Genomic DNA, 26757 nt, shown 5'->3' on the forward strand with positions numbered 1-26757 from the left:
TAACACCCAAGCAATTTGCTTGCTTCAAGCTGAAAAGCGAAAGAGCACCAGATTGCGGTGTGTGAAGACGAAATGAACCGAAAGTTCGAACCTCACAAAACACCGAAAGCTGTCACATACCCAATTTGCTGAAGCGAGACCACATGGTCACGACTCAGTACCCGAATTTCTTGACGACCATAGAGCATTGGAACCACCTGATCCCATCCCGAACTCAGCAGTGAAACGATGCATCGCCGATGGTAGTGTGGGGTTTCCCCATGTGAGAGTAGGTCATCGTCAAGATTAAATTCCAGAGCCCCTGTTTGCTAACGCAAACAGGGGTTTTGTTTTGGGCGGTCGAAAAGCGCAGGTGCAAGCGTGCTGGCAACGAACGCCAGCAAAACGCGCATTCTCCGAATAACGCGAACGCTCTGGTATCGAGCGAAAGCCCACCCTTCTCCCCGAGATCGCCAATATCAGCGGACGCTCCGTCATCCCATTATTCGCGCCGCATGCCGCAACCGCCCCCTTGACCAGTGGCTCAATCCCGGCCGACAAATTTGCACAGTTATTTCTGAACCAGACCATTAGAATAGGCACCTAACCTTTTTTAGAGTTCGAGCCCTAACTATGCCCGATCCGGTTGATACCCCAGCGGTGTCGGATTTACCCCTGGACGATCTGGTGGCATGCCATGAGTGCGACTTGCTGATGCGCAAGCCCACGCTCGCTCGAGGCGAAAAGGCTCAATGCCCACGCTGCGGTTACGAGCTCTATGCTCACCGCTACAATGTCGTTGAGCGAAGCCTCGCCTTGGTAATTGCCGCGTTATTGCTGTACATCCCTGCGAACTTTTTACCCATCATGCAGCTCAATCTACTCGGGCAGTCCTCAGAGGACACCGTTTGGAGCGGCGTTGTAGGTCTGTTCGATACCGGCATGCAAGGTGTCGCAGCAGTGGTGTTTCTGTGCAGCATGGGCATCCCATTGCTCAAATTGCTCTGCCAATTGGCTGTGCTGCTGAGCATTCGCTGGAAGATCGGCCGCAGCTATGGGTTGTTGCTCTACCGCATTTACCATCACTTGAAAGACTGGGGAATGTTGGAGGTCTACCTGATGGGCGTGCTCGTGGCGATCGTCAAACTCGCCGACATGGCCTCCATCACGGTCGGCCTGGGACTTATCTGTTTCATCAGTCTATTAATGGTTCAGGTGCTGCTTGAGGTGGTGATGTCGCCCCACCAGATCTGGCAAGCGTTGTCAGGAGAGGATGATCATGCGGGCGATTGATGCAGGCATTCTGATTTGTACCGAATGCCACGAGCTGAACAAGCAAGAGGCCGACACCGATGAGCAGCTCTGCACCCGTTGCGGTGCGCTGATCCACGCCCGTCGTCCCAACAGCCTTACGCGTACCTGGGCGTTACTGATCACGGCGGCGATCCTGTATATCCCCGCCAACCTGTTACCAATCATGACCGTTAACTCCCTTGGCCAGGGCGATCCAAGTACCATCATGGCCGGCGTGATCCAGCTGGTGCAGCACGGCATGTTCCCCATTGCTGCTGTGGTGTTTATTGCCAGTATTCTTGTACCGACATTCAAGCTGGTGGGCATTGGCCTGCTGTTGTTCTCGGTGCAGCGTCGCCAGCCGCTGTCCGCACAACAACGCATTATCATGTACCGCTTTATCGAATTCATTGGCCGCTGGTCCATGCTGGATATCTTCGTGATTGCCATCCTGGTCGCGGTTGTTAACTTTGGGCGACTTGCCAGTGTCGAGGCTAATCTCGGTGCTGCAGCGTTCGCCAGTGTGGTGATCTTGACGATGCTTGCCGCAGTAACTTTTGATCCCCGACTGATTTGGGACAACACGGAGTCGGACGACGACCATGAGTGATTTGCCAAAAGCTAAAACCCGCCCGGCCTCCAACTGGTCGGCCATTTGGGTGTTGCCCCTGATTGCCCTGATCATCGGTGGTTGGCTGGGATGGCGTGCCTATTCCCAACAAGGCATCGAGATCCAGGTGCGCTTTGAAAGCGGCGAAGGCATCCAGGCCAACAAGACCGAAGTGGTCTACAAAGGCATGCCCGTGGGCAAGGTCAAGACCCTGGCCCTGGACGACGAGGGCAACAATCGCGGGGTGATCGCCACCATCGAGATGAACAAGGATGTGGAGCAATACCTCAAGACCAACACCCGTTTCTGGCTGGTCAAACCCAGCGTCAGCCTCGCCGGTATCACCGGCCTGGAAACCCTGGTCTCGGGTAACTACATCGCCGCCAGCCCTGGAGACGGCGAGCCGTCCCGCAAATTCAAGGCCCTTTCCGAAGAGCCGCCTTTATCCGACGCCAAGCCCGGCTTGCACCTGACCATCAAGGCCGATCGCCTGGGTTCGCTCAACCGTGGCAGCCCGGTGTTCTACAAGCAGATTCAGGTTGGCCAGGTCAAAAGCTACTTGTTGTCCGAAGACCAGAGTACGGTCGAGATCAAGGTCTACATCGAGCCCACTTACGCCAGCCTGGTGCGCAAACATACGCGCTTTTGGAACGCCAGCGGCATCAGCATCGACGCCAACCTCTCCGGCGTGAAGGTGCGCAGCGAGTCTCTCTCGAGCATCGTTGCCGGCGGCATCGCTTTCGCCACACCCGAGAACCGCAAAGACAGCCCTCCCACCGATCCAAGCCTGCCGTTTCGCTTGTACGAAGACTTCGACGCAGCGGCGGCCGGTCTCAAGGTCAAGGTCAAACTCACCGACTTCGAAGGTCTGCAGGCCGGGCGCACACCGGTCATGTACAAAGGGATTCAGGTCGGTAGCCTGAAAACCCTGAAGATTGACCCCGACCTGTCCAGCGCCAATGCCGAGCTGACCCTCGACCCGCTTGCCGAAGACTACCTGGTGCAAGACACCCAGTTCTGGGTGGTCAAACCGTCCATCTCGCTTGCCGGTATCACCGGCCTGGAAGCGCTGGTCAAAGGCAACTACATCGCCATTCGCCCTGGCGACAAAGGCAGTGCGCCGCAGCGCGAATTCGTCGCTCGAGCCAAGGCGCCACCGTTGGACCTGCGTTCCCCCGGCCTGCACATGGTGTTGTTCACCGACAGCCTCGGCTCGCTGGATGTCGGCAGCCCGATCCTCTACAAACAGGTCAAGGTGGGGTCGGTACAGAGCTACCAGTTTTCGCGCAAGAACAAGCAATTGGTAATCGGTGTTCACATCGAAAAGGAATACGAAAACCTGGTCAACGGTTCGACACGCTTCTGGAATGCCAGCGGCGTCACGCTGACGGGCGGGCTCACCGGTGGCATCCAGGTCAAGAGTGAATCCCTGGCCAGCTTGATGGCCGGCGGTATTGCCTTCGAGACCCCGGAACCGAACGTGCCGCTGAAAAAACGTATCCCGCGCTTCCGTTTGTTTGCTGATCGCGAAGCCGCCAATCAACACGGCACGCTGGTGACCATCAAGGTCGATCGCGCCGACGGCCTGCGCCCCGGCACCGCGGTACGCTTCAAAGGCCTGGACGTGGGCAAGATCGAGAGCGTCGACCTCAGTGCCGATATGCAGTCGGTATTGCTCAGCGCGCGCATCACCCAAGTGGCCGATCGGATCGCCCGCGCCGGCAGCCAGTTCTGGGTGGTCAAGCCCGAGTTGGGCCTGATGAAAACCTCGAACCTGGAAACCCTGGTCACGGGCCAATACATCGAGGTGCAGCCATCCGCGAAAAACGCCGGCCCACAAAAGAGCTTCGTCGCGTTGGACAAGCCACCGGAGGCGGCCCGTCAGGAGGAGGGCCTGAGCCTGGTACTCAGCGCCGCACGCCGTGGCTCGTTGAAGGAAGGCGTGCCGGTCACCTACCGTGAGGTCACCGTCGGCAAAGTCACCGGCTACGAGTTGGGTCAGACCGCCGACCGCGTGCTGATCCATATCTTGATCGAGCCCAAGTACGCGCCACTGGTGCGCAGCGGCAGCCGCTTCTGGAACACCAGCGGTTTCGGTCTCGACTTCGGCCTGTTCAAAGGCGCGACAGTGCGTACTGAATCCCTGGAGACGCTGGTCGCCGGCGGTATCGCCTTCGCCACGCCAGACGGCGAGCGCATGGGCAATGCCGCCCGGCCGCAGCAGACCTTCCCGCTGTTCGACAAGTTTGAAGATGAATGGCTGACCTGGGCGCCTAAGATTTCGCTCGGCAAATAAACCGAGGCGCGGCCATCGCGGGCAAGCCCGGCTCCCACATTCAAGCGCATTTATCCTGTAGAAATGCGGTCACCTGTGGGAGCGGGCTTGCTCGCGAAGAGGCCATAACAGACGAAAAAAAGGCCCCTGGATGCTCATCCAGGGGCCTTTTTGCATTTCAGCTCAGTGGATCAAACCTCATCCAACTCCGGCTCATCCGCCTGCACATTCACGGTCGCCTTCACCACATCGTGACGACGGATGTACTTCCAGTCCGCCTCGTCAATGTAGATGCCGTTCGGCCCACTGCCACCTTCCAGGTCGATCGCCACCTGGGCGGACACCTGCGGCTTCACACTGGCCAGAATCGGTACAAAACCCAGCTGCAAACTGGTTTCCAGCAGCGCCGCCTGGTTCTTCTCATCGATGTCCGCTGCCTCATCGAGGTAGTACGGCAAACGCACACGCCCGGCCTGATCACGGTCCATCAAGTGCAGCAACAAGTACATGTTGGTCAGCGCCTTGATGGTCATGGTGGTGCCGTTGGATGCCGCGCCGTCGATGTCGGTGTGAATCACCGGCTGGCCATGCACCTTGGTGATCTCGAATGCCAGCTCGAACAGGTCCTTGAGGCCCAACTGGTTGTGGTTGGCGGCTACCAGGCGCGCCAGGTACTCCTTGGCTTCCTCGTTCTTGTTGTCTTGCTCGGCGCTCTGGCTGAGGTCAAACACCGACAACGTCTCGCCTTCTTCATACTGACCGGCACTGTGGATGATCTGGTCGATATGCTTGAGGGCTTCCTTGTTCGGCGCCAGCACAATGCGGAAGCTTTGCAGGTTGGACACCTGACGCTTGTTGATCTCGCGGTTGAACAAGGCCAACTGGTGTTCCAGGCTGTCGTAGTCGCTACGGATATTGCGCAGGGTGCGCGCAATATCGGTGACGGCTGCACGACGCGCCTTGCCCAAGGTCAGGGCTTCGTCAGTGCGGTGCGCATACGCGTTGATCAGCAGTTGCAGGCGACGTTCGACGTCATCCTCGCTGTCAAACTTGGCCACGCCTTTCAAGCGAACCTGCGCATACAAGGCTTCGATCTGGCCATCGGCGCGCAGCAAACCCTGCCAGCTGTCCTGATAGTCATTGAGCAGCGGCAGCAGGTTATCCATGGAGTCATCGACCGGGTCCATGAACGGCGTGCCGAACGGCAGGTCTGCCGGTAGCAGCTGGCGACGGCGCAACGCGTCATCCAGCGTGCGTTGCTTGGCTTCCATGTCGCCAATCTGGCGCCCAACCAATTGCAGCTTGGCCGACAGTTGCTGCACACGTTCGGTGAAGGCGTCGCTGGAGCGCTTCAACTCATCCTGGGCGGCTTCCATTTGCGCCAGGTTTTCCAGCTTCTCGCCTTCTTCAGCGCTCAGGGTCTGAGCACGACGGAAGTCTTCCAGTGCCTTCTGCGCATCCAGCACTTGCTGGTACAGCGCTTCAGTCTGGGTCTTGCTCGCTGCGCGGTCGGAGGCCACGGCTTGCTGGGTCTTGAGTTGCTTGAGTTCTTTTTCCAGGCGCTCTTTCTGGTCGCGCAATGCCGCGCGGTCCGCCAGGGCCTGCAACGCCGGTGGCTCGATGTGCGAGATGTCGATGGACAGCCCCGGCACTTCGAAGCGCTCGCCTTTGAAGCCGTCGAGGATCTGCTCCAGGGATTTGACCCACTGACCGTCCTCATCCAGCGTGATGCCGTGCTCGCCCAATGGCAGGCTGAACAACGAGCTGTTGAACAGGCGCATCAGACGCTCGACATCCTGCTGCGAAAACTCTTCGCGCAGTTTGGCGTAGCTGTTGTTGTCCGCGTGGTCGAGCTGCTGCTTGACCGACTTCAAGCGTTTTTCCAGATCGCGCAAGCGCTCGTCCAAATCCTCGGCGCTGAACTGCCGCGACTGCGCCAGGGCACCCGCCAATTCATCGTGAGCATCCTTGGCCGCCAGCAGCTGCTGCTCCAGCACCTTGACGTCATCCACCAGGGCGAAGCGATGCTTGAGCACCGACAGCTCGCCCAGCCAACGCTGGATGCCGCTGATTTCGCGCTCCAGGCGCATCAGCTCCTGTGTGCCACCGCGCTGATCGTTTTGCAGCGCGTCCTGCTCATTGCGGTAATGCTCGGCCTGGATGGTCAGCTCTTCCTTGCGCGCACTGGCGTAGTCCGACCAGGTGCCCAGCAACGAATCCAGCAAGGGCGACAGGCGATGCAGTTTGCCGCGCAGAACATCACGCTGCCGAACGCCATTGGCCAACGCCTCAACCAACGGGCCGGCCGCCACCAGCGAGTTGTAATCCTGCTCCATGCGCCTTACATCGCGGAACGCTTCTTCGCACGCCGCGATGTAGTCCACGCTGCCGGAACGCAGGCTGTGTTCGAAGGCATCCAGGAACAATTGCTTGAGCTTGGCCGCGGTGATTTCGCGCATGTGCAACAGGTTGATAAACAGTGCGCGGAAGGTCTTCAGGCTCTGCTCGCTGGTGGAGCGCAGCGGAATCAGGGTCAGGTCCAGCGGGATCGAGGTGTGGCCGCCCACCAGCAAACGGCGCAGTTCATCCGGCTTGAGCTCGTAGGCTTTCAGGCCTTCGCGCTCAAGGTTGGTGAACAGCTCTTTCTGACGCAGGCAGGTGTCGTTTTTCTGGTAATGCGCCAGGTCCAGTTTGCCGGCATAGGCAAAGAACTGGTGCCCGAAACCACCGCCCGGGCCGCGCCCGACCACGCCGATCACATGCGGGCCGTGGGGCAGCGAGACTTCCACGAGGATGTAGCTGGTGTCGGTGGCAAAGTAGAAGCGCCGCGATTGCTCCAGGGTGTACTTGCCGAAACTCATGTCCGACATGCGCGCCAGAATCGGGAACTGCAGGGCGTTGATCGAGGCGGATTTACCCAGGTTGTTCGCGCCGTACACCGACAGCGGTTCTTCCAGCGGGAACAGGCCCAAACTGTAACCGGCGGTGTTCAATAGGGCGAAGCGGCGGATGCCGTAGCGTTCCTTGCTCATGCGTCGGTCTCCTGTTCTTCAGCAATGGCGCGGGCCAGGGCGTCTTCTTCGCTTTCTTCGTCAAAGTCGCTCAAGTCCAGCGGGTCGTCGGTCTTGAGCAGTTTTTCATCGCTGTCTTCGTCGATGATCACCGGCGCCGGCAAAGGCAGCACGCTGTGCACACTGGCGGCGAGGTCGCGGTCCTGCTGCACCGACAGGCACACGTCGAGGAAACGGTGCATTGGCGGCAGGAAGCGATACACGCCGTTGTCTTCGCTGGCAAAACCCAGCTGGGTCATGCGGCGCATGATTTTTTCTTCAAGTTCTTCCTGGGTCTGCACTTCGGCCTGGATAAACAGGTCGCGGTACTTCTCCAGCAACGACGGCAACTCGTCACGACCCAGGCTGCCGCCGTCGAGCACGGCGATCGGGTCGCGGCCCTGGTCGGCCAGGTGCTCGACAAGGATGAAGGTGAACAGCGCCAGGCGCTGGGCGGTCTTGTTCACTTGCGCGCTGGCAATCGCCGAGTCCGGCACAAAGTAATAGAAGCCGCGTGTATCGCACACCAGTTCAAAACCCAGCGCCTTGAACAGCGTGCGGTACTGGTCCTGGAAGTTCGACAGTTGCGCGTACAGCTCCGGGTCGCGGCGGCTGACGTGGTAACCCTTGAACAGCTCGCGAAAGATCGGCGCCAGCTGGGACATTTCGGATAGATCAAGATGCATGAGGTGTGCTCGCAGAATTCTCGGCGGCGTCGGTGCCGGCCGGGAGCAGGGCGAATGAGCGCAGGCTGACCTGGTGCTCGTGTGTGTGGTAGTCGCGGCGTTCCAGGCGTTCGCGCTTGAAGCGTTTTTCACGGGACAGGCGTGAGAACCAGTACAACAATTCGTCGGTGGCGCCGTCCGGTTCCTGCTCCAGCAGCCAAGTCATCAGGTCTGGCATCGGCAGCGCATCTTCGCAGCGCTCGAGCATTTCCTTGACCGTGCGCGGTGCACGCTGGGCGTCGCCTTTGTGGGATTTGTGCGCCTTGGGGAAACGTGCCGGTTTCGGCTCGAAATTCGCCAGCGCGTACACATAGGCCTCGACCTGGCTGGCACTGCCGAGAAAGGTGCTTTGCGGCCGCGTGAACATCGGCATCGCCGCTTGCGGCACGGCGTCCAGACCTTTACGGCGGATGGCCGACAAGGCCAGCGCGGCGCCACGGGTCACTGCGTTGTGCCGGCGCGCTTCTTCACGCAGCGGCAGCAGCAATTCGCGCGCATGACGCAAGGTCAGTTGGGCGCTGGTCTGCATTTCGAGGATGCGCGCGTGGGTGCGCAGCAGCATGTCGTCATCGACCAAGTGGCCGAGGCGTTGTTGCTCGGTCAGCATGCGCAACAGCACGTTTTCGACCTTACGCACGCCTTGCTCGAAGGCGCCGTCGGCGTTCACCAGCTGGATCATCGGCTCGACGTATTCGTCCCAGGTCGCCAGCACTTCGGCGTAACGCTGGCGCAACGGGATCTGCCGGTCGCTGGTCTTGGCGCGGTCGGCCACGGCGGCCAGGGCTTGCTCGTCGTTGGCGAGTTTTTTCAATACATCGCGTACGCGCATGTCCAGCAGGCGCAGCTGGCGGGCCAGGTCGTGGCCATCGCGGATGTCGAAAGCGTCCTGAATGTAGCCGGCCAGGCGCTCGAGGTGGCGCAAGTAGGCTTCAATTTCCAGGCACAGGCCAAGCCGGTGCTCCTTGCGAAGATAGGCCAGGAAGTCGTGGATCTGTGCGTTGAGCTCGAAACGGTTCGGGCTTTTGGCGACAGGCACCAGGATATCCAGGCGAATCCACACGTCCAGCAGGCTGGTGATGTCCTGGGGCGTGCTGTCCAGTTGTTGGGCGGCCAGTTGCGCGCGCAGTTCGCCAAGGCTCAAGGTGCCTTGGTCGAAGTGTTCGCACAGTGGCTCAAGTAAGGCCCAGTGTTCGGCGAGGGCGCGCAGGACGCGCTTGGGTTCGATCATGGGAATGGCCGGCTGGTTGGCGATTAAAAGTCGCGATTGTACTGCATCAGGCACGGGATTTATCCACAGCCGGTCAGTGCGCAGTGGGCGATTGTTACCGAACAGCGGTAGAATCCCCGCTCTTTAGTTATCCACAAGTGGCCGAGCTGTGCTTATCGAGTCCCGACGTCGCGCTTACTTGACCGCCATGCAGGTGGTCAACTGGCTGCCCCGCACCGAACTGCCGTTTGCCGCCCCGTCGCGGCCCGAGCTGCTGCAGGCGCTTGAGCCTTATGAGGCGTTCGACGTGTCGGGGGAAGAGGCGGCTGCGCCGGTGGCCGTGGTCAAGCCCACACCCGAATCGCGCCCTGTCGTCGAGCGGGCGAAGGTCGAAGTGCCGCGCCCGGCACCAATGGCCAAGCCAGTGGTGGCCGAAACGGTTGCGCCGGTAGCCAAGGCGCCCGTGGTGCCGCCGCCGCGCTTTGCCCTGCAATTGCTGCGGGCCGGGCGTTGCCTGCTATTGGTGGAGTTACCCACAGGCGAGCGTTTCCAGACCCGCGACCCGGCTTACATGTTGCTCAAGGACATGCTGCGCGCTGCCGGCTTGCCCGACAGCCCGCAAATCGTCGGCGACCCGGTGCGCTGGCCGCTGCTGGTGCGTGGCAACATGGACCAGGGCCCGGAAGCCGCGCGGGATTTTGTGCAAGGTTTTGTTTCGGCGCGCCTCGAAGACGAGCCATGCGTGTGCCTGTGGCTGATCGGCCTGCCCGCCGTGCGGTTTGCCGGCGAGGCGAATGCCGAGGCCTGGTACCGTGAACTGCAGGTCGAGGGCCTTGGGTCGGTGTGGGCCCTGCCGGGCCTGGAATTATTAATGGAAGAGCCACAGCGTAAGGCTGATGTATGGCAAGCCATGCGCCGGCTGATGGCGCGCTGGAAAAGTACCGATGAGTGAAGCTTTATCTTTCCGCCCAATGACCGAGGCGGACCTCGACGCTGTACTGAAGATTGAATACGCGGCGTTCAGCCATCCGTGGACCCGCGGGATTTTTCTCGACGGCTTGGGCAAGTACCAGATCTGGTTGATGTTTGAAGGTGAGCAGCAGGTAGGCCACGGCGTGGTGCAGATCATCCTCGATGAAGCGCATCTGCTGAACATTACCGTCAAGCCGGAAAACCAGGGCCGGGGTTTGGGCCTGGCGTTGCTGGAACACTTGATGTCCCGCGCCTATGCCGCCAATGCCCGGGAATGCTTCCTGGAAGTGCGCGACAGCAATACGGGGGCGTTCCGCCTGTATGAGCGTTACGGCTTCAATGAAATCGGCCGTCGGCGCGATTACTACCCCGCCGTGGGTGGCCGCGAAGATGCCGTCGTGATGGCCTGCACGTTAGTGGACTGAATACAGAAGCCAATGTGGGAGCGGGCTTGCTCGCGAATACGGTGTATCAGTCAAAGATTTACTGACTGAACGATCGCATTCGCGAGCAAGCCCGCTCCCACATTTTGAACCGCGCTGTATCAGCGGTTACCGTCGACCGGATCGATATCGGCTAACTCGGCTTCATCCAGGCCATTGCCGCCACCAATCTCATCTTCATCGACAATGCTCAGATCGTAATCCGCCGGATTATCCTCGCCTTCTTCCCGCGCATCCCGCGCACCGTCCTCATGGATCAGCGTTTCCGGGCTCATATCATCATCAGTCGGCTCATGGTCCGCCGTCGATGCGCCAGTCATGCCCGCTTCGCGCACCCGTTCGTCGGGCATCAATTGCTCGCGCTCTGCCGGCGGAATCTCATCACCGATTTCCGCGGTCGGTTCTTCCTCGTCAAAATCCAGCTCGCGTATCGAGCCCATGCGGTCTTCGTTGTCGTCAATCGGTTCCGGCTGCGTAGCGCCGTAGGGACGTCGTGATTCAGTCATGGCTAATCCTCATACTGTGGGGCTTATAGTGTGTGGACAGGCACGGCGCCCTAAAGATTCAAGCTAATTACGGCTTGGCGTGACCCGGACGAGCGGTTGTCTGTCACACAGCTGCGCATCATTCCTGAGGCTTTCCCTGATGAACGAACTACAAGACCTGCTTGATAACAACGAACGCTGGGCGGACGCGATCAAACAGGAAGATCCCGAATTCTTCGCCAAGCTTGCCCGCCAGCAAACCCCGGAATACCTGTGGATCGGTTGCTCCGATGCCCGCGTACCGGCCAACGAGATCGTCGGCATGTTGCCGGGTGATCTGTTCGTGCACCGCAACGTCGCCAACGTGGTGCTGCACACCGACCTCAATTGCCTGTCGGTGATCCAGTACGCAGTCGACGTGCTCAAGGTCAAACACATCCTCGTCACCGGCCACTATGGCTGCGGCGGTGTGCGTGCGTCGATGCAGGACCGCCAGTTCGGCCTGATCGACGGCTGGCTGCGCACTATTCGTGATCTCTATTACGAAAACCGTGACCTGCTGGCGCAGCTGCCGACCGAAGAAGAGCGCGTCGATCGCCTTTGTGAGCTGAACGTGATTCAGCAGGTGGCCAACGTCGGCCACACCAGCATTGTGCAAAACGCCTGGCACCGTGGGCAGAGCCTGTCGATTCATGGCTGCATCTATGGCATCAAGGATGGCCGCTGGAAAAGCTTGAACACCACCATCAGTAGGTTTGAGCAGTTGCCGCCGCAATACCGCCTGCGCCCGTTGGGCGAAGCCTAAGGTCTTTTGCGTTCACGCCACCGGGCCATGAACGCCTGACCTTCGCTGTTTAACGGCTCCTGGCTGCCGGTGATCCAGCCCCGGCAGTTCAGCTCGCCGCACAAGCAAGCGAACTGCTGGGGCAGCGCGTCCTCGGTACTGGCGTAATCCAGCGTCAGCAAGGTGCCGGCCGCGATGGGCTGTACGGTCCAGAGCTCCAGGTCTGTGGTGTCGAAAAACACATTCGGGTCGCAGGAGTGCAACAACAGGCCGCAGAACCAGCAGTCATACAAGTGGATACGGGGCGACAGCTGCAGCGTATGCGGGCGCCGCTCACCCACGGCATAGCCGGAAACCTTGGCGATGCGCACACGGCTGTCAAAGGCGATGCGCGCCTTGACCCCGGCGGGTAATCCGTTAGCGTCCTGAATGGGCAGAAATTGCTCGGTCGAAGGATAGCCCGGCTCAAAAAGCAGGGTTTTGAAAGGGTAAAGGCAGTCCTTTGTGCTGGTTTTAGCCTTATCCATGGCTTGAGTTTTCATAACTCTCCTGGCCTAGGCTGCATCGACCTACTGAGTTGTCTGACTGCCAGTCTTGCAGCGAATGTGTGCGACCCCAGACTCGCCCAAGTTGAATTCGATTTCTACTGTCAAATCTGACAGTAGAAACCGTTCTGTTTGTGCGCTCTATAGCGCTGGCGCGGTAAGAGATGCTGCCGGCACGACGCCCTTCAACTGTTTCAACTGGGACTTGATCGCGGGCGTGGCGCATTTGGCGTTGGCCTGTTCCGGGGTCAGGTTGCGGACCGAGGTGTAAAACAACTCACAGGTTTGTTCCTTGCGCGTGACCTGCCAGGTGTTCATGCACGCCTTTAGCAACACATTCGGATCGCTGGCGGGCTTCTGTCCCATGCCGGCTTGCCAGCAGGCAGCGCTCAAATCCTGGCCCATCACCTTCAAACCGGCTTCGTCGGCTTTTTGTTCATTGCCGTCGTAGGTGGCAGGGTCTGCCGCATACCAGATGTAGCTGGGGTGGTTGGCGCCCAGCACCGACACGGGTTTGCCCTCGGTGGGGCTGATCTGCGCCAGGCCCAACACCGCCACCGTCTGACCGTATTGCTGTTTGATCCAGCTGCGCACCGGCGCACCGAACGCCACCATCGGCAATGAGCCGTTGGCGTGCAGGCTCAGTTCCTTGACCATGCGGGTCTGATAGTCGGTGAAATAGCTGTAAACCGTTTCCAGGTCCTTGCCCGCGTTGGACGGCGCGGCGATGGGGGCGATATCGATGATGGTCTGGTAGGCCGGGGTTTCGGTGGCCGGGATGCCGTTGTCGGTGAGCAACGTGGCCCAGCGATCCGTGGTGGCCGATTCCAGGTAATCCTGGGCCTGGGTCAGCGAGTAATCCGGCGGGAAGTGCAGCAGCTCGATGCTTTTGCGGTTTTCCAGCGCCATGCCCAGCGGCAGGAACAGGTACCAGTTGTAGGCCCATTTGCCGTCGGTGTTGAGTTTGCTGGCGCCTTGGTAGGCCAGGTCAGCGGTGTTGAGCAGCGTGGTGAGGGGCTGGCCGTAGTGGTCAGGTACGCCGCTGAAGGTCGCCACGACCTCGCCGTCATGGGTTTTCACGCTGACCTTGGCGCGGCTGTACCCGTCGCGCTGCAAGCTCTGGTTCAGGTAGTGCTCGGCGGTCTGCTCCAGCGTCCATGGCCGAAAGCAGATCACGTTGCAGTTATTGGGAAACGCGAACACTTGGGTGACGCGTTGCGTGCTGCCCAGTGGTACTTCGATATCGGCGTGTACGACCGCACTGGCCAGCAGTGCGACCAAGGTGAAGGACAGCCTGGTCGGTTTGAACATAGTTGGTTCCTTGTCAGCGAAAGCCCGTCTGCGCGGGGTGAAAGCCCACCTGCACACAGTAGCGGCTGACCAGGAAAACCGCGTGCTAAATCGCCAGGCGTGTCGTTATTGGATAAGAAAACCTACAGCCTGAATTGCAATGCGTTGCTCAAATCGCCCATGGGCGTCTGGCCGCGGGAGATCATCGCGTCATCGCGCTGCTTGAGGCCGTCCAGTTTCTCCAGCTGGAACACCCTGGTGATCAGACGCAGGATCGATGCCGTGTCGTAAACCGTGTGGTCCACGGTGCCTTTGCGCGCAAACGGCGACACCACCAGCGCCGGAACCCGCGTGCCCGGGCCCCAGCGGTCACCCTTGGGCGGTGCCACGTGGTCCCACCAGCCGCCGTTCTCGTCGACGGTCACCACCACCACCATGTTTTTCCACTGCGGGCTTTCCTGCAGCACTTTCAAGGCGCGAACGATGTGGCGATCGCCCGAGGCTACGTCGGCGTAACCGGCGTGCATGTTCAGGTTGCCCTGAGGCTTGTAGAAGCTCACGGCAGGCAGCTTGCCGGCCTGGGCGTCGGCGAAGAATTTGTTGGTGCTTGCCTCATCACCCAAGCCGCCATCGCGCAGGCGTTTATCACGCTCGGCGCGGTTTTCTGGCCCTTGTTGCTTGAAGTAGTTGAACGGCTGGTGGTGATACTGAAAGTTGGGAATTTTCGGAATGCCGCCCGAGTCCTTGAATTGGTCGAGCGTCGCTTGCCACGCCCCGGCGTACCAGGCCCAGTCGACGTTCTTTTTCGACAGCTTGTCGCCGATGTGTTCGTGGGTCTGCGGCACCAGTACGTTGGGCAGGTCGGGTTTGGAGTAATCCGGGTTGTCCGGGTCGCGAATCCAGGTCGGCCAGTACGGCGGGGCGAGGGTGTTCACGCCGTAGCCATCCGGCGTCAGTGCGCTGGGGCCAAACTGCGGTGGGCCGGTCATGGCGCTGGCGGGTGACTTGTCCAGCGGCTTGAGACGCGGGTCGGCTGGGTCATCGCTTTGCAGCGTGGCAATCTGCGCTTTGGCCACCGACTGCGCGGCGTTCGGATAAAACGGCGCGGTGGCGCTGATCAGGTATTGGTGGTTAAGAAACGAGCCACCAAATGCACCCTGAAAGAAGTTGTCGCACAGCACAAACTCCTTGGCCACATCCCACAGGCGCAAGGAATAACGGCTCTGGGCGTAATGGCCCATCACCAGGCCACCGGAATCGCCCCAGGCCACAAAGTTGTCGTTCTTGCCGCCGTTGATCTGCATCTGGTTCTGGTAGAACACGTGCCACAAATCGCGTGTGACCAGGCTCAAAGGCAGGTCTTCGGCGTTCGGGCCTTTGAGGGCGAACGGTGCGTTGGGCAGGTTTTCCTGGAATTGCACTTCGCTGGGGTAGGTCACCCCGTCGACACTTTGCGGGCCGACTTGCAACACACCGCCCCAGGTTGGCGGCAGGCTGGTCAGCAGGCTGCCGTCGCGGTCGCGTTGCTGGGCATCGGCGCCGGAGAGCGCCGACAGTGGTTTTTCCACGCCAGGGAAATCAGCAAACAAATTGTTGAAGCTGCGGTTTTCGGCATAGATCACCACCACGGTTTTCACCTGGTCGTGCAAGGCCTTGTCCAGCTCTTGAGGTGTGAGCGGTCGCGTCACCGGTGTGGTCGGTGTTTCACCGGTGTTGCCGCAGGCACTCAAGGTCGCGCCGACCCCCAGCACCGCCGCGCCCCCCAGGAAACGCCGGCGGCTGGTGTCTACCGGCGGTTGGGCGATGGAATCGGGAGAAGGGCGGTCTTCGTGCTCGTCACTCATTGCTGGGAGTCCCTGCGCGGTGGTTGTTTCAAGATATTTCGCAGGACGGTAGCAATGCAATGTGACGAAAAGAAGACAGCCGGGTTAAAGCCTCAGGTCGAAATGTGGCAGCGGGCTTGCTCGCGAAAGCGCTGTGTCAGTCAACCGTTTCCGTCACTGACCCGCGCGCATTTTCGCGAGCAAGCCCGCTTCCACCCTGACCGTGTTAGGGCATGACGGGCGGCAAATACTTCAACGTCGTCCCCAACGCCCACAGCAGGAACAACACCAGCGGCGTATGCACCAGCAACTGCACAAACGAAAAGCCGATCAAATCCCGCGCCTTGAGCCCCAATACGCCCAGCAGCGGCAGCATATAAAAGGGGTTGATCAGGTTCGGCAGCGCCTCGGCCGCGTTGTAGATCTGCACTGCCCAGCCCAGGTGGTATTGCAGGTCGTTGGCCACTTGCATCACGTAAGGCGCCTCGATGATCCATTTGCCACCGCCCGACGGAATAAAGAAGCCCAGCACCGCCGAGTACACGCCCATCAACAGCGCATAGGTGTCGTGTGAAGCAATAGAGGTGAAAAAGGTTGAGATATGGTGCGCCAGGGTTTGGCCGTCGCCGCCCTTGACCACCGTCATCAGCGCCGCGATGGAGCCATACAGCGGAAACTGGATCAGCACGCCGGTGGTGGTCGGTACGGCGCGCGCCACCGCATCAAGGAAGCTGCGCGGGCGCCAGTGCAGCAGTGCGCCGACCATGATGAACAGGAAGTTGTAGGTGTTCAGCCCCGAAATCGCACTGATCGCCGGCTTGGTCGAAAACTCATGGAACAGCCAACCGGCCGCCAGCAACGCCAGCAGAATAGTCAGCAGCGGGCTATGTTCCAGCCATTCGCCCGGACGGGTGGGCGCTTGAAGCTTGGGCAGGTTGAACGCCGGGTCGACGCCACAGGCCTTTGCATCACGGGCACTGTTCGGGCCGGGCGCGGTGGCGTAAGCGATGATCAACGAGACCACGATCAGCGCCAGTAACATCACCCCGGATTGCCACAGGAAAATCGTGTCGGTGAACGGGATCACCCCCGTAATCGACAGGATCGACGGCGGCAAGCTGGCCGGGTTGGCCTGCAACTGCGCGGCCGACGACGACAGCCCCAGCGCCCACACCGCGCCCAGGCCCAAGTAGGCCGCAGCACCGGCCGCGCGGTAATCCATGCGTAAATCCGTGCGGCGGGCCAGTGCGCGCACCAGCAACCCGCCGAACACCAGCGACAAGCCCCAGTTGAGCAGGGACGCGACCATGGAAATCAATGCGACCCAGGCCACCGCCGAACGGCCGTTTTTGGGGATACGTGCCAGGCGGTCAATCAATCTCACCGCCGGTGGCGAACTGGCCACCACGTAACCGCCGATCACCACGAAGGCCATCTGCATGGTGAACGGGATCAGGCTCCAGAACCCGTCACCAAAGGCTTTGGCGGCTTCGGTGGGTGCGGCGCCCATGCCCAGGGTCGCCACGGCGACGATGATCACCGCGAGGGCGGCAAACACCCAGGAATCCGGAAACCAGCGTTCGGCGAAGTTGGAGCAGCGCAGGGCAAATCGGGCATAGCGGCTTTCTTCGATAGCATCGGCCACGAGTCATTCCTCTTGTATTTATTATGGTGTTGGCAGTTTTACGGCATGTTCCGCTACGGCCATTGATATGGGAATGCAGTTATCTTCATCGATCCATGAGTAAAACAAATATATCTGCCGTGATTGCCATCACCGGACTCAACTCATAACCTGCACGCCATTTTGTTTGTCTGCCGAGCTTGCACATGACTGCCACCTTCTCCCCACGGGCGCAGCGTTTTTCCCGCTCCGACTACAAAACCCTGGGCCTGGCCGCCCTCGGCGGCGCCCTGGAAATCTACGATTTCATCATCTTCGTATTCTTTGCGCTGACCCTCAGCCAACTGTTTTTCCCGCCCGAAATGCCCGAGTGGCTGCGCCTGCTGCAAAGCTTCGGCATCTTCGTGACCGGCTACCTGGCGCGCCCGCTCGGCGGCATCCTGATGGCGCACTTTGCCGATCACCTGGGGCGCAAACGCGTGTTCAGCCTGAGCATCCTGATGATGGCGCTGCCGTGCCTGCTGATCGGGATCATGCCGACCTACGCGCAAATCGGCTATTTCGCGCCGCTGATCCTCCTGGTGCTGCGCGTGCTGCAAGGCGCCGCAGTGGGCGGCGAAGTGCCCAGCGCCTGGACCTTCGTCGCCGAGCACGCACCGCGTCATCACCGCGGCTACGCGCTGGGTTTCCTGCAAGCCGGTCTGACCTTCGGCTACCTGCTGGGCGCACTCACTGCCACGCTGCTGGCGCAAGTCTTCACCCCAGCCGAAATCCTCGATTACGCCTGGCGCTTCCCCTTCCTGCTCGGTGGAGTATTCGGCGTGATCGGCGTGTGGCTGCGCCGCTGGCTCAGTGAAACCCCGGTGTTCCTCGACATGCAGGCCCGCCGCCAGGCGGCCGCCGAACTGCCGCTGCGCACCGTGCTGCGCGACCATCGCGCCGTGTTGCTGCCGGCGATGATCCTCACCTGCGTACTCACCTCGGCCGTGGTGGTGCTGGTCGTCATCACCCCGACCCTGATGCAAAAAACCTTCGGCATGAGCCCCAGCCGCACCTTCGCCTTGAGCGCGCTGGGCATCGTTTTTCTGAATATCGGCTGCGTCCTCGCCGGCCTGCTGGTGGACCGTATCGGCGCCTGGCGCGCGGTGCTGGTCTACAGCCTGCTGCTGCCAGTGGGGATTGCGCTGCTGTACGCGAGCCTTATCAACGGCGGCTTCTGGCTGGGCGCGGCGTACGCCGTGGCGGGCTTGAGCTGCGGCGTGGTGGGCGCGGTGCCGTCGGTGATGGTCGGCCTGTTTCCAGCGCACGTGCGAGTGTCGGGGATTTCCTTCACCTACAACATTGCCTACGCGTTGTGGGCGAGTACTACGCCGTTACTGCTGATCGCGCTGATGCCCACGCGCCCGTGGATTTGCGTGGGCTATTGCATGGTGATGGGCGCGGTGGGGGTGGCGAGTGTGGCGCTGTTTGGCAAACGCCACACCTTGGTCACCTGAGGCTCAGGTCAGAAAGTGCCAGAGCAACAGCGTACCAACCAGGCCGACCACGGAAACGATGGTTTGCAGCACCGACCACACCCAGATCGTCTGCTTCAATTGCAAGCCAAAGTACTCGCGCACCATCCAGAACCCGGCGTCGTTGACGTGGCAGAAGAACACCGAGCCGGCGCCAATCGCCAGCGCCACCAGTGAACTCTGCGTCGCCGCCAAACCCGCCATCATCGGCGCGAGAATGCCCGCCGTGGTTGTCGTGGCGACGGTCGCCGAACCGGTGGCCTGGCGCAGGGCCACGGCAATCAACCAGGCCAGCAGCAGATACGGCATGTGCGCGCCTTCGGCGACTTTACTGATGGTCTGGCTGACGCCGGCGTCCAGCAATGTTTGCTTGAGGCCTCCGCCGGCGCCGATGGTCAACAGCAACACGGCGATGGGCGCGAGGGCTTTGCGTAGCGTGTTGCCGACCTCGGCGCGTGGCATGCCGGCGGCCCAGCCCAGGCAGATCACGGCGGCGATGACAGCCAGGCCGAGGGCAATCAGCGGTTCACCGAGGAACTTCAAGGTCAGTGCCAGCGGGTTTTCCGGCGCCATCGCGACTTTGGCCAGGGTGCTGCCGAGCATCAAGATCACCGGCAACAAAATGATCAGCAACGACACCCCGAAACTCGGCTGGCGCGGTGCCTTGGGCGGTGCGCTGAACAGCGCGCCGATGTCGGCCGGCTCATCCACCTGCATGCGCTTGGACAGCCAGTTGCCATACAGCGGGCCCGCGAGAATCACCGCCGGCACCGCCAGGCAGAAGCCCAGCAACATGGTCAGGCCCAAGTCGGCGTGCAATGCGCTCACCGCAATCAGCGGCCCCGGGTGCGGTGGCATCAGCGCGTGCAGGGTGGTCATGCCCGCCAGCGCCGGAATGGCGATTTTCAGCAGCGGCTGATTCGAACGTTTGGCCATTACGAAGATGATCGGCACCATCATCACCAGCCCGACTTCGAAGAACAGCGGCAGGCCGATCACCATCGCCACCAATGCCATCACCCAAGGCAACGACTTGCCTTTGCCCAGCCCGAGCAAGGTGGTGGCGATACGGTCGGCGGCGCCGGATTCGGCCATTAACGCGCCGAGCATCGAGCCCAGAGCAATGATGATCCCGGCCTCACCGAGGATCGCCCCTGCGCCTTTGCTGAAGGCCTTGGCAACTTCTTCCGGCGGCAGCCCCGCGCCGACGCCGGCGATAAACGTACCGATCAGAATCGATAAAAATGGCGGCAGCTTGGTCGCGCTGATCAACACAATGATGCTGGCGATGGCCAGCAGAACGCAGAACATGAGACGGGTGTCGTGAACCATCCACGCGGCAGTCGATAACTCCAAAACGGGACTCCTTATCGAACAGGTTGGCTAATTTGTTTCTTTTTGTTTCCTGCTCGAAAAGCATACCTGATAGAACTGTTGCAGCGCGTCCATGTGCGATTTTGGTGCGCGCGATATAACGGCGAGCTGTCGCGCGGATGACAAATTTGCAACCCCTGCGCGGGGATCTGGCCTATAGCTCTATGATCAACGAACCCCACCTATTGAGGAATTTTCATGAGCGCAGGACATAACCACGGTCAGGTACGCGCCGGTCACGAGCGTCTTCTATGGATCGCCCTGGGGCTGACCAGCAGCTTCATGATTGCTGAGGTGATCGGCGCGTTTATTACCGGCAGCCTGGCGCTGTTGTCCGACGCCGCGCACATGATGACCGACGCCCTGGCGCTGGCGATTTCTCTGGTGGCCATCCAGGTCGCCAAGCGCGCGGCCGACCGCAAGCGCACTTTTGGCTACGCGCGTTTCGAGATCCTCGCGGCGGCGTTCAATGCGCTGCTGTTGTTTGGCGTGGCGTTTTACATTCTGTATGAGGCCTATCAACGGCTGCAGGCACCGGCTGAGATCCAGTCCACCGGCATGCTGGTGATTGCGTTTTTGGGGCTGATCGTCAACCTGATCTCGATGAAACTGCTCAGTGCCGCCAGCGGTGAAAGCCTGAATGTGAAGGGCGCTTATCTGGAGGTGTGGAGCGACATGCTCGGTTCCATCGGCGTGATGATCGCGGCGGTGGTGATCATGTTCACCGGGTGGGGCTGGGTCGATTCGGTGGTGGCGGCGGCGATTGGTTTCTGGGTGTTGCCGCGCACCTGGACCCTGCTCAAGGAAAGCATGAACGTGCTGCTGCAAGGCGTGCCGGACGGCATCGATATCGATCAGGTCGAGCAGGCCATTCGGGGTGTGCCGGGGGTCAAGGACGTGCACGACCTGCATATCTGGGCCCTGACCAGTGGCAAAAATGTGCTGAGCACGCACTTGGTGGCGGATGCTGCGCTGAACACGGAACAAAAAATCCTTAGCCAGGTGACGGAATTGCTGCACGAACAATTCGATATTTCCCACGCCACGATTCAGGTGGAAGGCGAGGGGTTTGTGCACGACGAGCATGACGAGGTGCATGCCTGAGCCCGGCTAACGGATTTGTAATGTTGCGCCCACGGCCCTGATAAGTACCGAAAGCTACATTGCCCCCCGCTGGGAAATCTCAGCGACTTCATGGGCGTGGAACTTTCGTTATGGCACTTTCCGTTAGAACACTTTTGGGGGCAGCAGCGTTGTGGGTGGCCGCAGGTGCTGCCCAGGCGCAAACCCTCTCTCTGGATGCAGCCCTGCAAGCCGCCTTCGCCAACAACCCTGACCTGGCTGCTGCGCAATGGGACATCGACATTGCCCAGGGCGGTCGCCAGCAGGCCGGCTTGATCCCCAACCCGGTGGCGTCCTGGGATGCCGAAGACACTCGCCGCAACACGCGCACGACCACCCTCAAACTCAGCCAGACCCTGGAATTGGGCGGCAAACGTGGCGCGCGCATTGACGTCGCGACGCGCGCCCAGGACGCCGCGGCGCTGACCCTGGAGCAGCGTCGCAATGGCCTGCGCGCCGACGTAATCGACAGTTACTACAGTGCTTTGCGTGCCCAGCAGCGCCTCGACTTGGCGCAACGCTCGATGGCCCTGGCCGAGCGTGGCCTGGTGGTCGCCAAAGGTCGCGTCACCGCCGGCAAGTCATCGCCGGTGGAAACCACGCGCGCGCAGGTGCAGGTGTCGCAGATCCGCCTGGAATTGAACCGCGCGCAAATCGGCCTCAGCGATGCCTATCGGCGCCTTGCCGCCAGCACCGGCAGCGCCACGCCTGACTTTGAGGACGTGGCCGCGCAAAGCCAATTCGCGCCGCCCTTGCCGGCCGCCGCGCAATTGCTCGCGCGGCTTGAGCAAACCACCGAACTGCGCCTGGCCGACCTGCACATTATTCAAAGCGAAGCCGCCGTGGGCCTGGAAAAGGCCCAGCGGATTCCCGACCTCGATGTGTCCATTGGCAGCCAGTACGACGCCAGCGTGCGTGAGCGCGTGAACCTGGTGGGCGTGTCGATGCCGATCCCGCTGTTCAACCGCAACCAGGGCAATGTGCTCGCCGCCAGCCGCCGTGCCGATCAGGCCCGCGATTTGCGCAACGCGGTCGAACTGCGCCTGCGCACCGAAACCCGCCAGGCCCTGGACCTGTGGCAAACCGCCGATACCGAAGTGCGCGCGTTCAACCAACACATCCTGCCCGCCGCCCAGAGCGCGGTGGACAGCGCCACCCGTGGCTTCGAGATGGGCAAGTTCAACTTCCTCGACGTGCTCGACGCCCAGCGCACCTTGATCGCAGCCCGCACCCAATACCTGGTGGCGACCGCTCAGGCGACCGACGCCTGGGTGCGCATCGAACGGATTTACGGCGACATCGCCCGGTTTTGATTTTTTCTGGAGTCTTTTATGAAGCATAAACACGGTGTGGCGCTCGCCGTCGCCCTGGGCCTGATGCTGTCTGGTTTTGCACGGGCCGAAGAGGAAGAAGAAGGCAAACTCGAACTCACCGAGCAGCAGATCCAGGCGGCCGGTATTCAGCTCGCGCAAGCCCAACCGCGCGCGATCAGCACGCTGCTGACGCTGCCGGGAGAAGTGCGTTTCGACGAGGACCGGACCTCACACATCGTGCCGCGTGCGGCCGGTGTGGTGGAGGCGGTGAAGGTCAACCTTGGCCAGTCGGTGAAAAAGGGCGAGTTGTTGGCCGTGATCGCCAGCCAGCAGATTTCCGACCAGCGCAGCGAGTTGGCCGCCAGCGAGCGACGCGTCGAGCTGGCGCGCACCACCTTTGAGCGCGAGCGCCAGCTGTGGAAGGACGAAATCTCCGCCGAGCAGGACTACCTGCTGGCGCGCCAGACCTTGCAGGAAGCGGAAATCGCGCTGACCAACGCGCGTCAGAAGATGACGGCACTCAGCGGCAGCGCCGTACTGGCCGGCGGTAATCGTTACGAGCTGCGCGCGCCATTCGCCGGTGTAGTGGTGGAAAAACACCTGGGCGTGGGCGAAGTGGTCGGCGAAACCAGCAACGCCTTCACGCTCTCGGATTTGTCCCAGGTGTGGGTCACCTTCGGCGTGTTTCCCAAGGACTTGAACAAGGTGCGCGTCGGTAAACCGGTGAAGGTCAGCTCCTCGGAAATGGGCACTGAAGTTCAAGGCACGGTGGCCTATGTCGGCAACCTGCTCGGCGAGCAGACGCGCACCGCTACCGTGCGCGTGACCGTGCCCAACCCTGACGATGCCTGGCGCCCAGGGTTGTTTGTGACTGTGCAACTGGCCACCGACACCTACCAGGCCAAGGTCACCGTGCCGCAAACCGCCATCCAGACCGTCGAGGACAAACCCTCGGTATTCGTGCGCACGGCGGACGGTTTCATCACCCGCCACCTCGAACTGGGCGTGAGTGAAAACGGCTACGTCGAAGTGCGCCAGGGCCTTGAAGCCGGCGCGCAAGTAGCGACCGAAGGCAGCTTCATCCTCAAGTCCGAACTGGGTAAAGGCTCGGCCGAGCACGCCCATTGATCCTGCGAGTGATTCCCCATGTTTGAGCGCCTTATCCAATTCGCCATCGAGCAGCGCATCATCGTGTTGCTGGCGGTGCTGTTGATGGCCGGTGTCGGCATCGCCAGTTATCAGAAGTTGCCCATCGACGCGGTGCCCGACATCACCAATGTGCAGGTGCAGATCAACTCGGCGGCGGCCGGCTTTTCGCCGTTGGAAACCGAGCAGCGCATTACCTTTCCCATCGAAACCGCCATGGCCGGCCTGCCGGGTTTGCAGCAGACGCGTTCGTTGTCGCGCTCCGGCCTGTCCCAGGTCACGGTGATCTTCAAAGACGGCACTGACCTGTTCTTCGCCCGCCAATTGGTCAACGAGCGCCTGCAGGTGGCCCGCGAGCAATTGCCCACCGGCATCGAAACCGCGATGGGGCCGATTTCCACTGGCCTCGGGGAGATTTTCCTGTGGACCGTCGAAGCCGAAGACGGCGCGCTCAAGGAAGATGGCACGCCTTACTCGCCGACCGACCTGCGCGTGATCCAGGACTGGATCATCAAGCCACAGCTGCGCAATGTGCCGGGCGTGGCCGAGATCAACACCATCGGCGGCTTTGCCAAGGAATACCAGATCGCCCCGGACCCAAAACGCTTGGCGGCCTACAACCTGACGCTGACCGATTTGGTCACCGCGCTTGAGCGCAACAACGCTAACGTTGGCGCCGGTTACATCGAGCGCAGCGGCGAGCAGCTGTTGATTCGCGCACCGGGGCAAGTGGCGTCGATCGATGACATTGCCAACATCGTGATCACCACGTCGGATGGCACGCCGATCCGCGTGCGCAATGTGGCGCAAGTCGACATTGGCCGTGAGCTGCGCACCGGCGCCGCCACGGAAAATGGCCGTGAAGCGGTGCTGGGCACGGTGTTCATGCTGATCGGTGAAAACAGCCGCACCGTGTCCCAGGCGGTGGCGAAAAAACTCGAAGAGATCAACCGTTCGCTGCCCCAGGGCGTGGTCGCCGTTACCGTTTATGACCGCACCAACCTGGTCGAAAAAGCCATCGCCACCGTGAAGAAAAACCTCTTCGAAGGCGCGCTGCTGGTGGTCGCGGTTTTGTTTCTGTTCCTGGGTAATATCCGCGCGGCGTTGATCACCGCGATGGTGATTCCGCTGGCGATGCTGTTCACCTTTACCGGCATGTTTACCAACAAAGTCAGTGCCAACCTGATGAGCCTTGGCGCGCTGGACTTCGGGATTATTGTCGACGGCGCGGTGGTGATCGTCGAAAACGCCATTCGCCGGCTGGCCCATGCGCAGCAGCGCCATGGCCGCTTGCTCACCCGTAGCGAGCGCCTGCATGAGGTGTTCGCTGCGGCCAAGCAAGCGCGGCGCGCACTGATCTTCGGGCAACTGATCATCATGGTGGTGTACCTGCCGATCTTCGCCCTCACCGGAGTGGCCGGGAAGATGTTCCACCCCATGGCGTTCACCGTGGTCATCGCTTTGCTCGGCGCGATGATTCTGTCGGTGACCTTTGTGCCGGCCGCGATTGCGCTGTTTGTCACCGGCAAGGTCAAGGAAGAGGAAAACCTGGTGATGCGCACGGCGCTTCGGGCCTATGCGCCGGTGCTGGATTGGGTCATGACGCGTCGCCCGCTGATGTTTGGCCTGGCGGTGCTGACCATCGTCGCTTCGGGCGTGGTGGCCAGCCGCATGGGCAGCGAATTCATCCCCAGCCTCAGTGAGGGCGACTTCGCTCAACAGGCCCTGCGTGTGCCTGGTACCAGCCTGACGCAATCGGTGCAGATGCAGCAGCAGCTGGAAAAAACCTTGATGGCCCAGGTGCCGGAAATCGAGCGAGTCTTTGCGCGCACCGGTACCGCGGAAATCGCTTCCGACCCGATGCCGCCGAATATTTCCGACAGCTATGTGATGCTCAAGCCCAAGGAGCAGTGGCCTGATCCAGCGAAATCCCGCGAGACGCTGATCGAAGATATCCAGCGCGCCAGTGCGATTGTGCCGGGCAGTGCGTATGAACTGTCGCAGCCGATCCAACTGCGCTTCAACGAGTTGATTTCCGGGGTGCGCAGTGACGTGGCGGTGAAGGTATTTGGCGACGACATGGCAGTGCTCAACAAGACCGCCGCAGAGATCGCCGAGACCTTGCAAACGCTTGATGGCGCCTCGGAAGTGAAGGTGGAGCAGACCTCTGGTTTGCCGGTGCTGACTATCAATATTGATCGCGACAAGGCCGCGCGGTTTGGCCTGAACGTGGGCGACGTGCAGGACACCATCGCCGTCGCCGTGGGTGGACGCCAGGCCGGCACGCTGTATGAAGGTGACCGCCGCTTCGACATGGTCGTGCGTTTATCCGATGCGCTGCGCACCGATATCGAGGGCTTGTCGCGGCTGTTGATCCCGGTGCCGGCGCTGGCCAGCAACGCCTCGGACCAGTTGGGTTTTATTGCCTTGTCCCAGGTCGCCAGCCTGGACCTGGTGCTGGGCCCCAACCAGATCAGCCGCGAGAACGGCAAGCGCCTGGTGATTGTCAGCGCCAACGTGCGCGGGCGTGATATCGGTTCGTTCGTCGAAGAGGCCGAGTCTGCCATCAGCACTCAGGTGAAGGTCCCGGCGGGTTACTGGACCACCTGGGGCGGCCAGTTCGAACAGCTGAAGGAAGCCTCCGAGCGCTTGCGTATTGTTGTGCCGGTGGCGTTGCTGCTGGTGTTCGGGCTGTTGTTCATGATGTTCAACAACCTCAAGGATGGCTTGCTGGTGTTTACCGGGATTCCGTTCGCGTTGACCGGTGGGATCATGGCGCTGTGGCTGCGCGATATTCCGTTGTCGATCTCTGCGGGGGTGGGGTTTATTGCGTTGTCCGGTGTGGCAGTGCTTAACGGACTGGTGATGATTGCTTTCATCCGCAACCTGCGCGAGGAGGGGCGTTCACTGTCGGTGGCGATCCATGAAGGGGCGCTCACACGTTTACGCCCGGTGTTGATGACCGCGCTGGTGGCGTCCCTGGGGTTTATCCCCATGGCCTTGGCCACCGGCACCGGCGCCGAAGTACAGCGCCCGTTGGCGACGGTGGTGATCGGCGGGATTATTTCCTCTACGTTGCTGACCTTGCTGGTGCTGCCGGCGTTGTATCAGTGGGCGCACCGCAAGGAGGAATGACGCGGGTGGGGTGAGCAGGCTGTCTATGGCGAGCCCGCTTACTGTGGC

Annotated in this window: 20 protein-coding genes and 1 rRNA gene; 12 read left to right on the forward strand and 9 right to left on the reverse strand. The window is 61.1% G+C overall.

Features of this window, described 5'->3' with window-relative positions; translation table 11 throughout:
- Positions 1-169: 169 nt before the first annotated feature.
- The 4 genes from rrf to ACP7B3_RS17815 all read left to right on the forward strand — a co-directional run bounded on the left by rrf (position 170) and on the right by ACP7B3_RS17815 (position 4178).
- Positions 170-285: ribosomal RNA gene (gene rrf, locus ACP7B3_RS17800) — 5S ribosomal RNA — on the forward strand.
- A 327-nt stretch (positions 286-612) separates the two neighbouring features.
- Complete coding sequence (locus ACP7B3_RS17805) at positions 613-1272, forward strand: paraquat-inducible protein A (RefSeq protein ID WP_242195010.1); 660 nt, start codon at positions 613-615, stop codon at positions 1270-1272.
- Entirely contained in the window at positions 1259-1882 is a 624-nt protein-coding gene (locus ACP7B3_RS17810) for a paraquat-inducible protein A (RefSeq protein WP_145165468.1), read from the forward strand. The genes ACP7B3_RS17805 and ACP7B3_RS17810 overlap by 14 nt, the downstream gene beginning before the upstream one ends.
- A complete protein-coding gene (locus tag ACP7B3_RS17815; RefSeq protein WP_106578504.1) occupies positions 1875-4178 on the forward strand; it encodes a PqiB family protein in 2304 nt (767 codons plus the stop codon). The genes ACP7B3_RS17810 and ACP7B3_RS17815 overlap by 8 nt, the downstream gene beginning before the upstream one ends.
- Positions 4179-4348: 170 nt before the next feature.
- Here ACP7B3_RS17815 and mksF read toward each other — a convergent pair whose 3' ends face one another.
- Genes mksF through mksB form a run of 3 tightly spaced genes read right to left on the reverse strand, consistent with a single transcriptional unit; the run spans position 4349 to position 9160 of the window.
- On the reverse strand, positions 4349-7189 hold the full coding sequence (gene mksF, locus ACP7B3_RS17820) for an Mks condensin complex protein MksF (RefSeq protein ID WP_027606957.1): 2841 nt from the start codon (positions 7187-7189) through the stop codon (positions 4349-4351).
- Complete coding sequence (mksE, locus tag ACP7B3_RS17825; protein ID WP_426179956.1) at positions 7186-7893, reverse strand: Mks condensin complex protein MksE; 708 nt, start codon at positions 7891-7893, stop codon at positions 7186-7188. The genes mksF and mksE overlap by 4 nt, the downstream gene beginning before the upstream one ends.
- Entirely contained in the window at positions 7883-9160 is a 1278-nt protein-coding gene (mksB, locus tag ACP7B3_RS17830; protein WP_426180447.1) for an Mks condensin complex protein MksB, read from the reverse strand. Before mksB ends, mksE begins: the two co-directional genes overlap by 11 nt.
- 187 nt (positions 9161-9347) lie before the next feature.
- On the opposite strand from mksB, the gene ACP7B3_RS17835 reads away from it, so the two are divergent.
- The gene (locus ACP7B3_RS17835; RefSeq protein WP_145165603.1) at positions 9348-10091 is read left to right on the forward strand and encodes an energy transducer TonB; all 744 of its coding nucleotides are present in this window, start codon (positions 9348-9350) and stop codon (positions 10089-10091) included.
- A complete protein-coding gene (gene rimI, locus ACP7B3_RS17840; RefSeq protein WP_003188286.1) occupies positions 10084-10536 on the forward strand; it encodes a ribosomal protein S18-alanine N-acetyltransferase in 453 nt (150 codons plus the stop codon). Before ACP7B3_RS17835 ends, rimI begins: the two co-directional genes overlap by 8 nt.
- A 119-nt stretch (positions 10537-10655) precedes the next feature.
- Here the strand turns inward: rimI and ACP7B3_RS17845 are convergent, their stop codons facing one another.
- A complete protein-coding gene (locus ACP7B3_RS17845; protein ID WP_426179958.1) occupies positions 10656-11060 on the reverse strand; it encodes a serine kinase/phosphatase in 405 nt (134 codons plus the stop codon).
- Between the two features lie 139 nt (positions 11061-11199).
- On the opposite strand from ACP7B3_RS17845, the gene can reads away from it, so the two are divergent.
- A complete protein-coding gene (gene can, locus ACP7B3_RS17850; RefSeq protein WP_426179960.1) occupies positions 11200-11844 on the forward strand; it encodes a carbonate dehydratase in 645 nt (214 codons plus the stop codon).
- On the opposite strand, the gene ACP7B3_RS17855 is transcribed toward can, so the two are convergent.
- The 4 genes from ACP7B3_RS17855 to ACP7B3_RS17870 all read right to left on the reverse strand — a co-directional run bounded on the left by ACP7B3_RS17855 (position 11841) and on the right by ACP7B3_RS17870 (position 17126).
- A complete protein-coding gene (locus ACP7B3_RS17855) occupies positions 11841-12365 on the reverse strand; it encodes an SET domain-containing protein-lysine N-methyltransferase (protein WP_242195002.1) in 525 nt (174 codons plus the stop codon). The genes can and ACP7B3_RS17855 overlap by 4 nt on opposite strands.
- A 144-nt stretch (positions 12366-12509) precedes the next feature.
- A complete protein-coding gene (locus tag ACP7B3_RS17860; protein ID WP_426179962.1) occupies positions 12510-13679 on the reverse strand; it encodes a hypothetical protein in 1170 nt (389 codons plus the stop codon).
- A gap of 122 nt (positions 13680-13801) precedes the next feature.
- Complete coding sequence (acpA, locus tag ACP7B3_RS17865) at positions 13802-15502, reverse strand: acid phosphatase (RefSeq protein ID WP_426179964.1); 1701 nt, start codon at positions 15500-15502, stop codon at positions 13802-13804.
- A gap of 205 nt (positions 15503-15707) precedes the next feature.
- Positions 15708-17126 carry a short-chain fatty acid transporter gene (locus ACP7B3_RS17870; RefSeq protein ID WP_145165484.1) on the reverse strand — a complete coding sequence of 473 codons (1419 nt, stop codon included), beginning with the start codon at positions 17124-17126 and terminating at the stop codon, positions 15708-15710.
- Positions 17127-17311: 185 nt separating this feature from the next.
- Here ACP7B3_RS17870 and ACP7B3_RS17875 point away from each other — a divergent pair, with 185 nt between their 5' ends.
- Positions 17312-18601: an MFS transporter gene (locus ACP7B3_RS17875; protein WP_426179966.1), complete on the forward strand. Its 1290-nt coding sequence runs from the start codon at positions 17312-17314 to the stop codon at positions 18599-18601.
- A 3-nt stretch (positions 18602-18604) separates the two neighbouring features.
- Here the strand turns inward: ACP7B3_RS17875 and ACP7B3_RS17880 are convergent, their stop codons facing one another.
- On the reverse strand, positions 18605-19975 hold the full coding sequence (locus ACP7B3_RS17880; RefSeq protein WP_106578515.1) for a gluconate:H+ symporter: 1371 nt from the start codon (positions 19973-19975) through the stop codon (positions 18605-18607).
- Between the two features lie 216 nt (positions 19976-20191).
- On the opposite strand from ACP7B3_RS17880, the gene ACP7B3_RS17885 reads away from it, so the two are divergent.
- The 4 genes from ACP7B3_RS17885 to ACP7B3_RS17900 all read left to right on the forward strand — a co-directional run bounded on the left by ACP7B3_RS17885 (position 20192) and on the right by ACP7B3_RS17900 (position 26709).
- Positions 20192-21097 carry a cation diffusion facilitator family transporter gene (locus ACP7B3_RS17885; protein WP_106578516.1) on the forward strand — a complete coding sequence of 302 codons (906 nt, stop codon included), beginning with the start codon at positions 20192-20194 and terminating at the stop codon, positions 21095-21097.
- Between the two features lie 110 nt (positions 21098-21207).
- Entirely contained in the window at positions 21208-22428 is a 1221-nt protein-coding gene (locus ACP7B3_RS17890) for a TolC family protein (RefSeq protein ID WP_426179969.1), read from the forward strand.
- Positions 22429-22446: 18 nt separating this feature from the next.
- Positions 22447-23556, forward strand: a complete 1110-nt coding sequence (locus ACP7B3_RS17895; protein ID WP_426179971.1) for an efflux RND transporter periplasmic adaptor subunit — start codon at positions 22447-22449, stop codon at positions 23554-23556.
- 18 nt (positions 23557-23574) lie between these two features.
- The gene (locus ACP7B3_RS17900; protein ID WP_426179973.1) at positions 23575-26709 is read left to right on the forward strand and encodes a CusA/CzcA family heavy metal efflux RND transporter; all 3135 of its coding nucleotides are present in this window, start codon (positions 23575-23577) and stop codon (positions 26707-26709) included.
- Positions 26710-26757 lie beyond the last annotated feature (48 nt).

It is taken from the genome of Pseudomonas sp. TWRC1-2 (genome assembly GCF_049896685.1).
Lineage (GTDB): Bacteria > Pseudomonadota > Gammaproteobacteria > Pseudomonadales > Pseudomonadaceae > Aquipseudomonas.

Excerpts from the sequence above, each read along its gene's own strand:
- mksF (WP_027606957.1), bottom strand. The coding sequence starts at position 7,189 with ATGAGCAAGGAACGCTACGGCATCCGCCGCTTCGCCCTATTGAACACC.
- can (WP_426179960.1), top strand. The coding sequence starts at position 11,200 with ATGAACGAACTACAAGACCTGCTTGATAACAACGAACGCTGGGCGGAC.
- mksE (WP_426179956.1), bottom strand. The coding sequence starts at position 7,893 with ATGCATCTTGATCTATCCGAAATGTCCCAGCTGGCGCCGATCTTTCGC.
- ACP7B3_RS17835 (WP_145165603.1), top strand. The coding sequence starts at position 9,348 with ATGCAGGTGGTCAACTGGCTGCCCCGCACCGAACTGCCGTTTGCCGCC.
- ACP7B3_RS17845 (WP_426179958.1), bottom strand. The coding sequence starts at position 11,060 with ATGACTGAATCACGACGTCCCTACGGCGCTACGCAGCCGGAACCGATT.
- ACP7B3_RS17815 (WP_106578504.1), top strand. The coding sequence starts at position 1,875 with ATGAGTGATTTGCCAAAAGCTAAAACCCGCCCGGCCTCCAACTGGTCG.
- ACP7B3_RS17860 (WP_426179962.1), bottom strand. The coding sequence starts at position 13,679 with ATGTTCAAACCGACCAGGCTGTCCTTCACCTTGGTCGCACTGCTGGCC.
- ACP7B3_RS17855 (WP_242195002.1), bottom strand. The coding sequence starts at position 12,365 with ATGAAAACTCAAGCCATGGATAAGGCTAAAACCAGCACAAAGGACTGC.
- ACP7B3_RS17805 (WP_242195010.1), top strand. The coding sequence starts at position 613 with ATGCCCGATCCGGTTGATACCCCAGCGGTGTCGGATTTACCCCTGGAC.
- mksB (WP_426180447.1), bottom strand. The coding sequence starts at position 9,160 with ATGATCGAACCCAAGCGCGTCCTGCGCGCCCTCGCCGAACACTGGGCC.
- rimI (WP_003188286.1), top strand. The coding sequence starts at position 10,084 with ATGAGTGAAGCTTTATCTTTCCGCCCAATGACCGAGGCGGACCTCGAC.
- ACP7B3_RS17895 (WP_426179971.1), top strand. The coding sequence starts at position 22,447 with ATGAAGCATAAACACGGTGTGGCGCTCGCCGTCGCCCTGGGCCTGATG.
- ACP7B3_RS17875 (WP_426179966.1), top strand. The coding sequence starts at position 17,312 with ATGACTGCCACCTTCTCCCCACGGGCGCAGCGTTTTTCCCGCTCCGAC.
- ACP7B3_RS17900 (WP_426179973.1), top strand. The coding sequence starts at position 23,575 with ATGTTTGAGCGCCTTATCCAATTCGCCATCGAGCAGCGCATCATCGTG.
- ACP7B3_RS17885 (WP_106578516.1), top strand. The coding sequence starts at position 20,192 with ATGAGCGCAGGACATAACCACGGTCAGGTACGCGCCGGTCACGAGCGT.
- ACP7B3_RS17890 (WP_426179969.1), top strand. The coding sequence starts at position 21,208 with ATGGCACTTTCCGTTAGAACACTTTTGGGGGCAGCAGCGTTGTGGGTG.
- ACP7B3_RS17810 (WP_145165468.1), top strand. The coding sequence starts at position 1,259 with ATGCGGGCGATTGATGCAGGCATTCTGATTTGTACCGAATGCCACGAG.
- acpA (WP_426179964.1), bottom strand. The coding sequence starts at position 15,502 with ATGAGTGACGAGCACGAAGACCGCCCTTCTCCCGATTCCATCGCCCAA.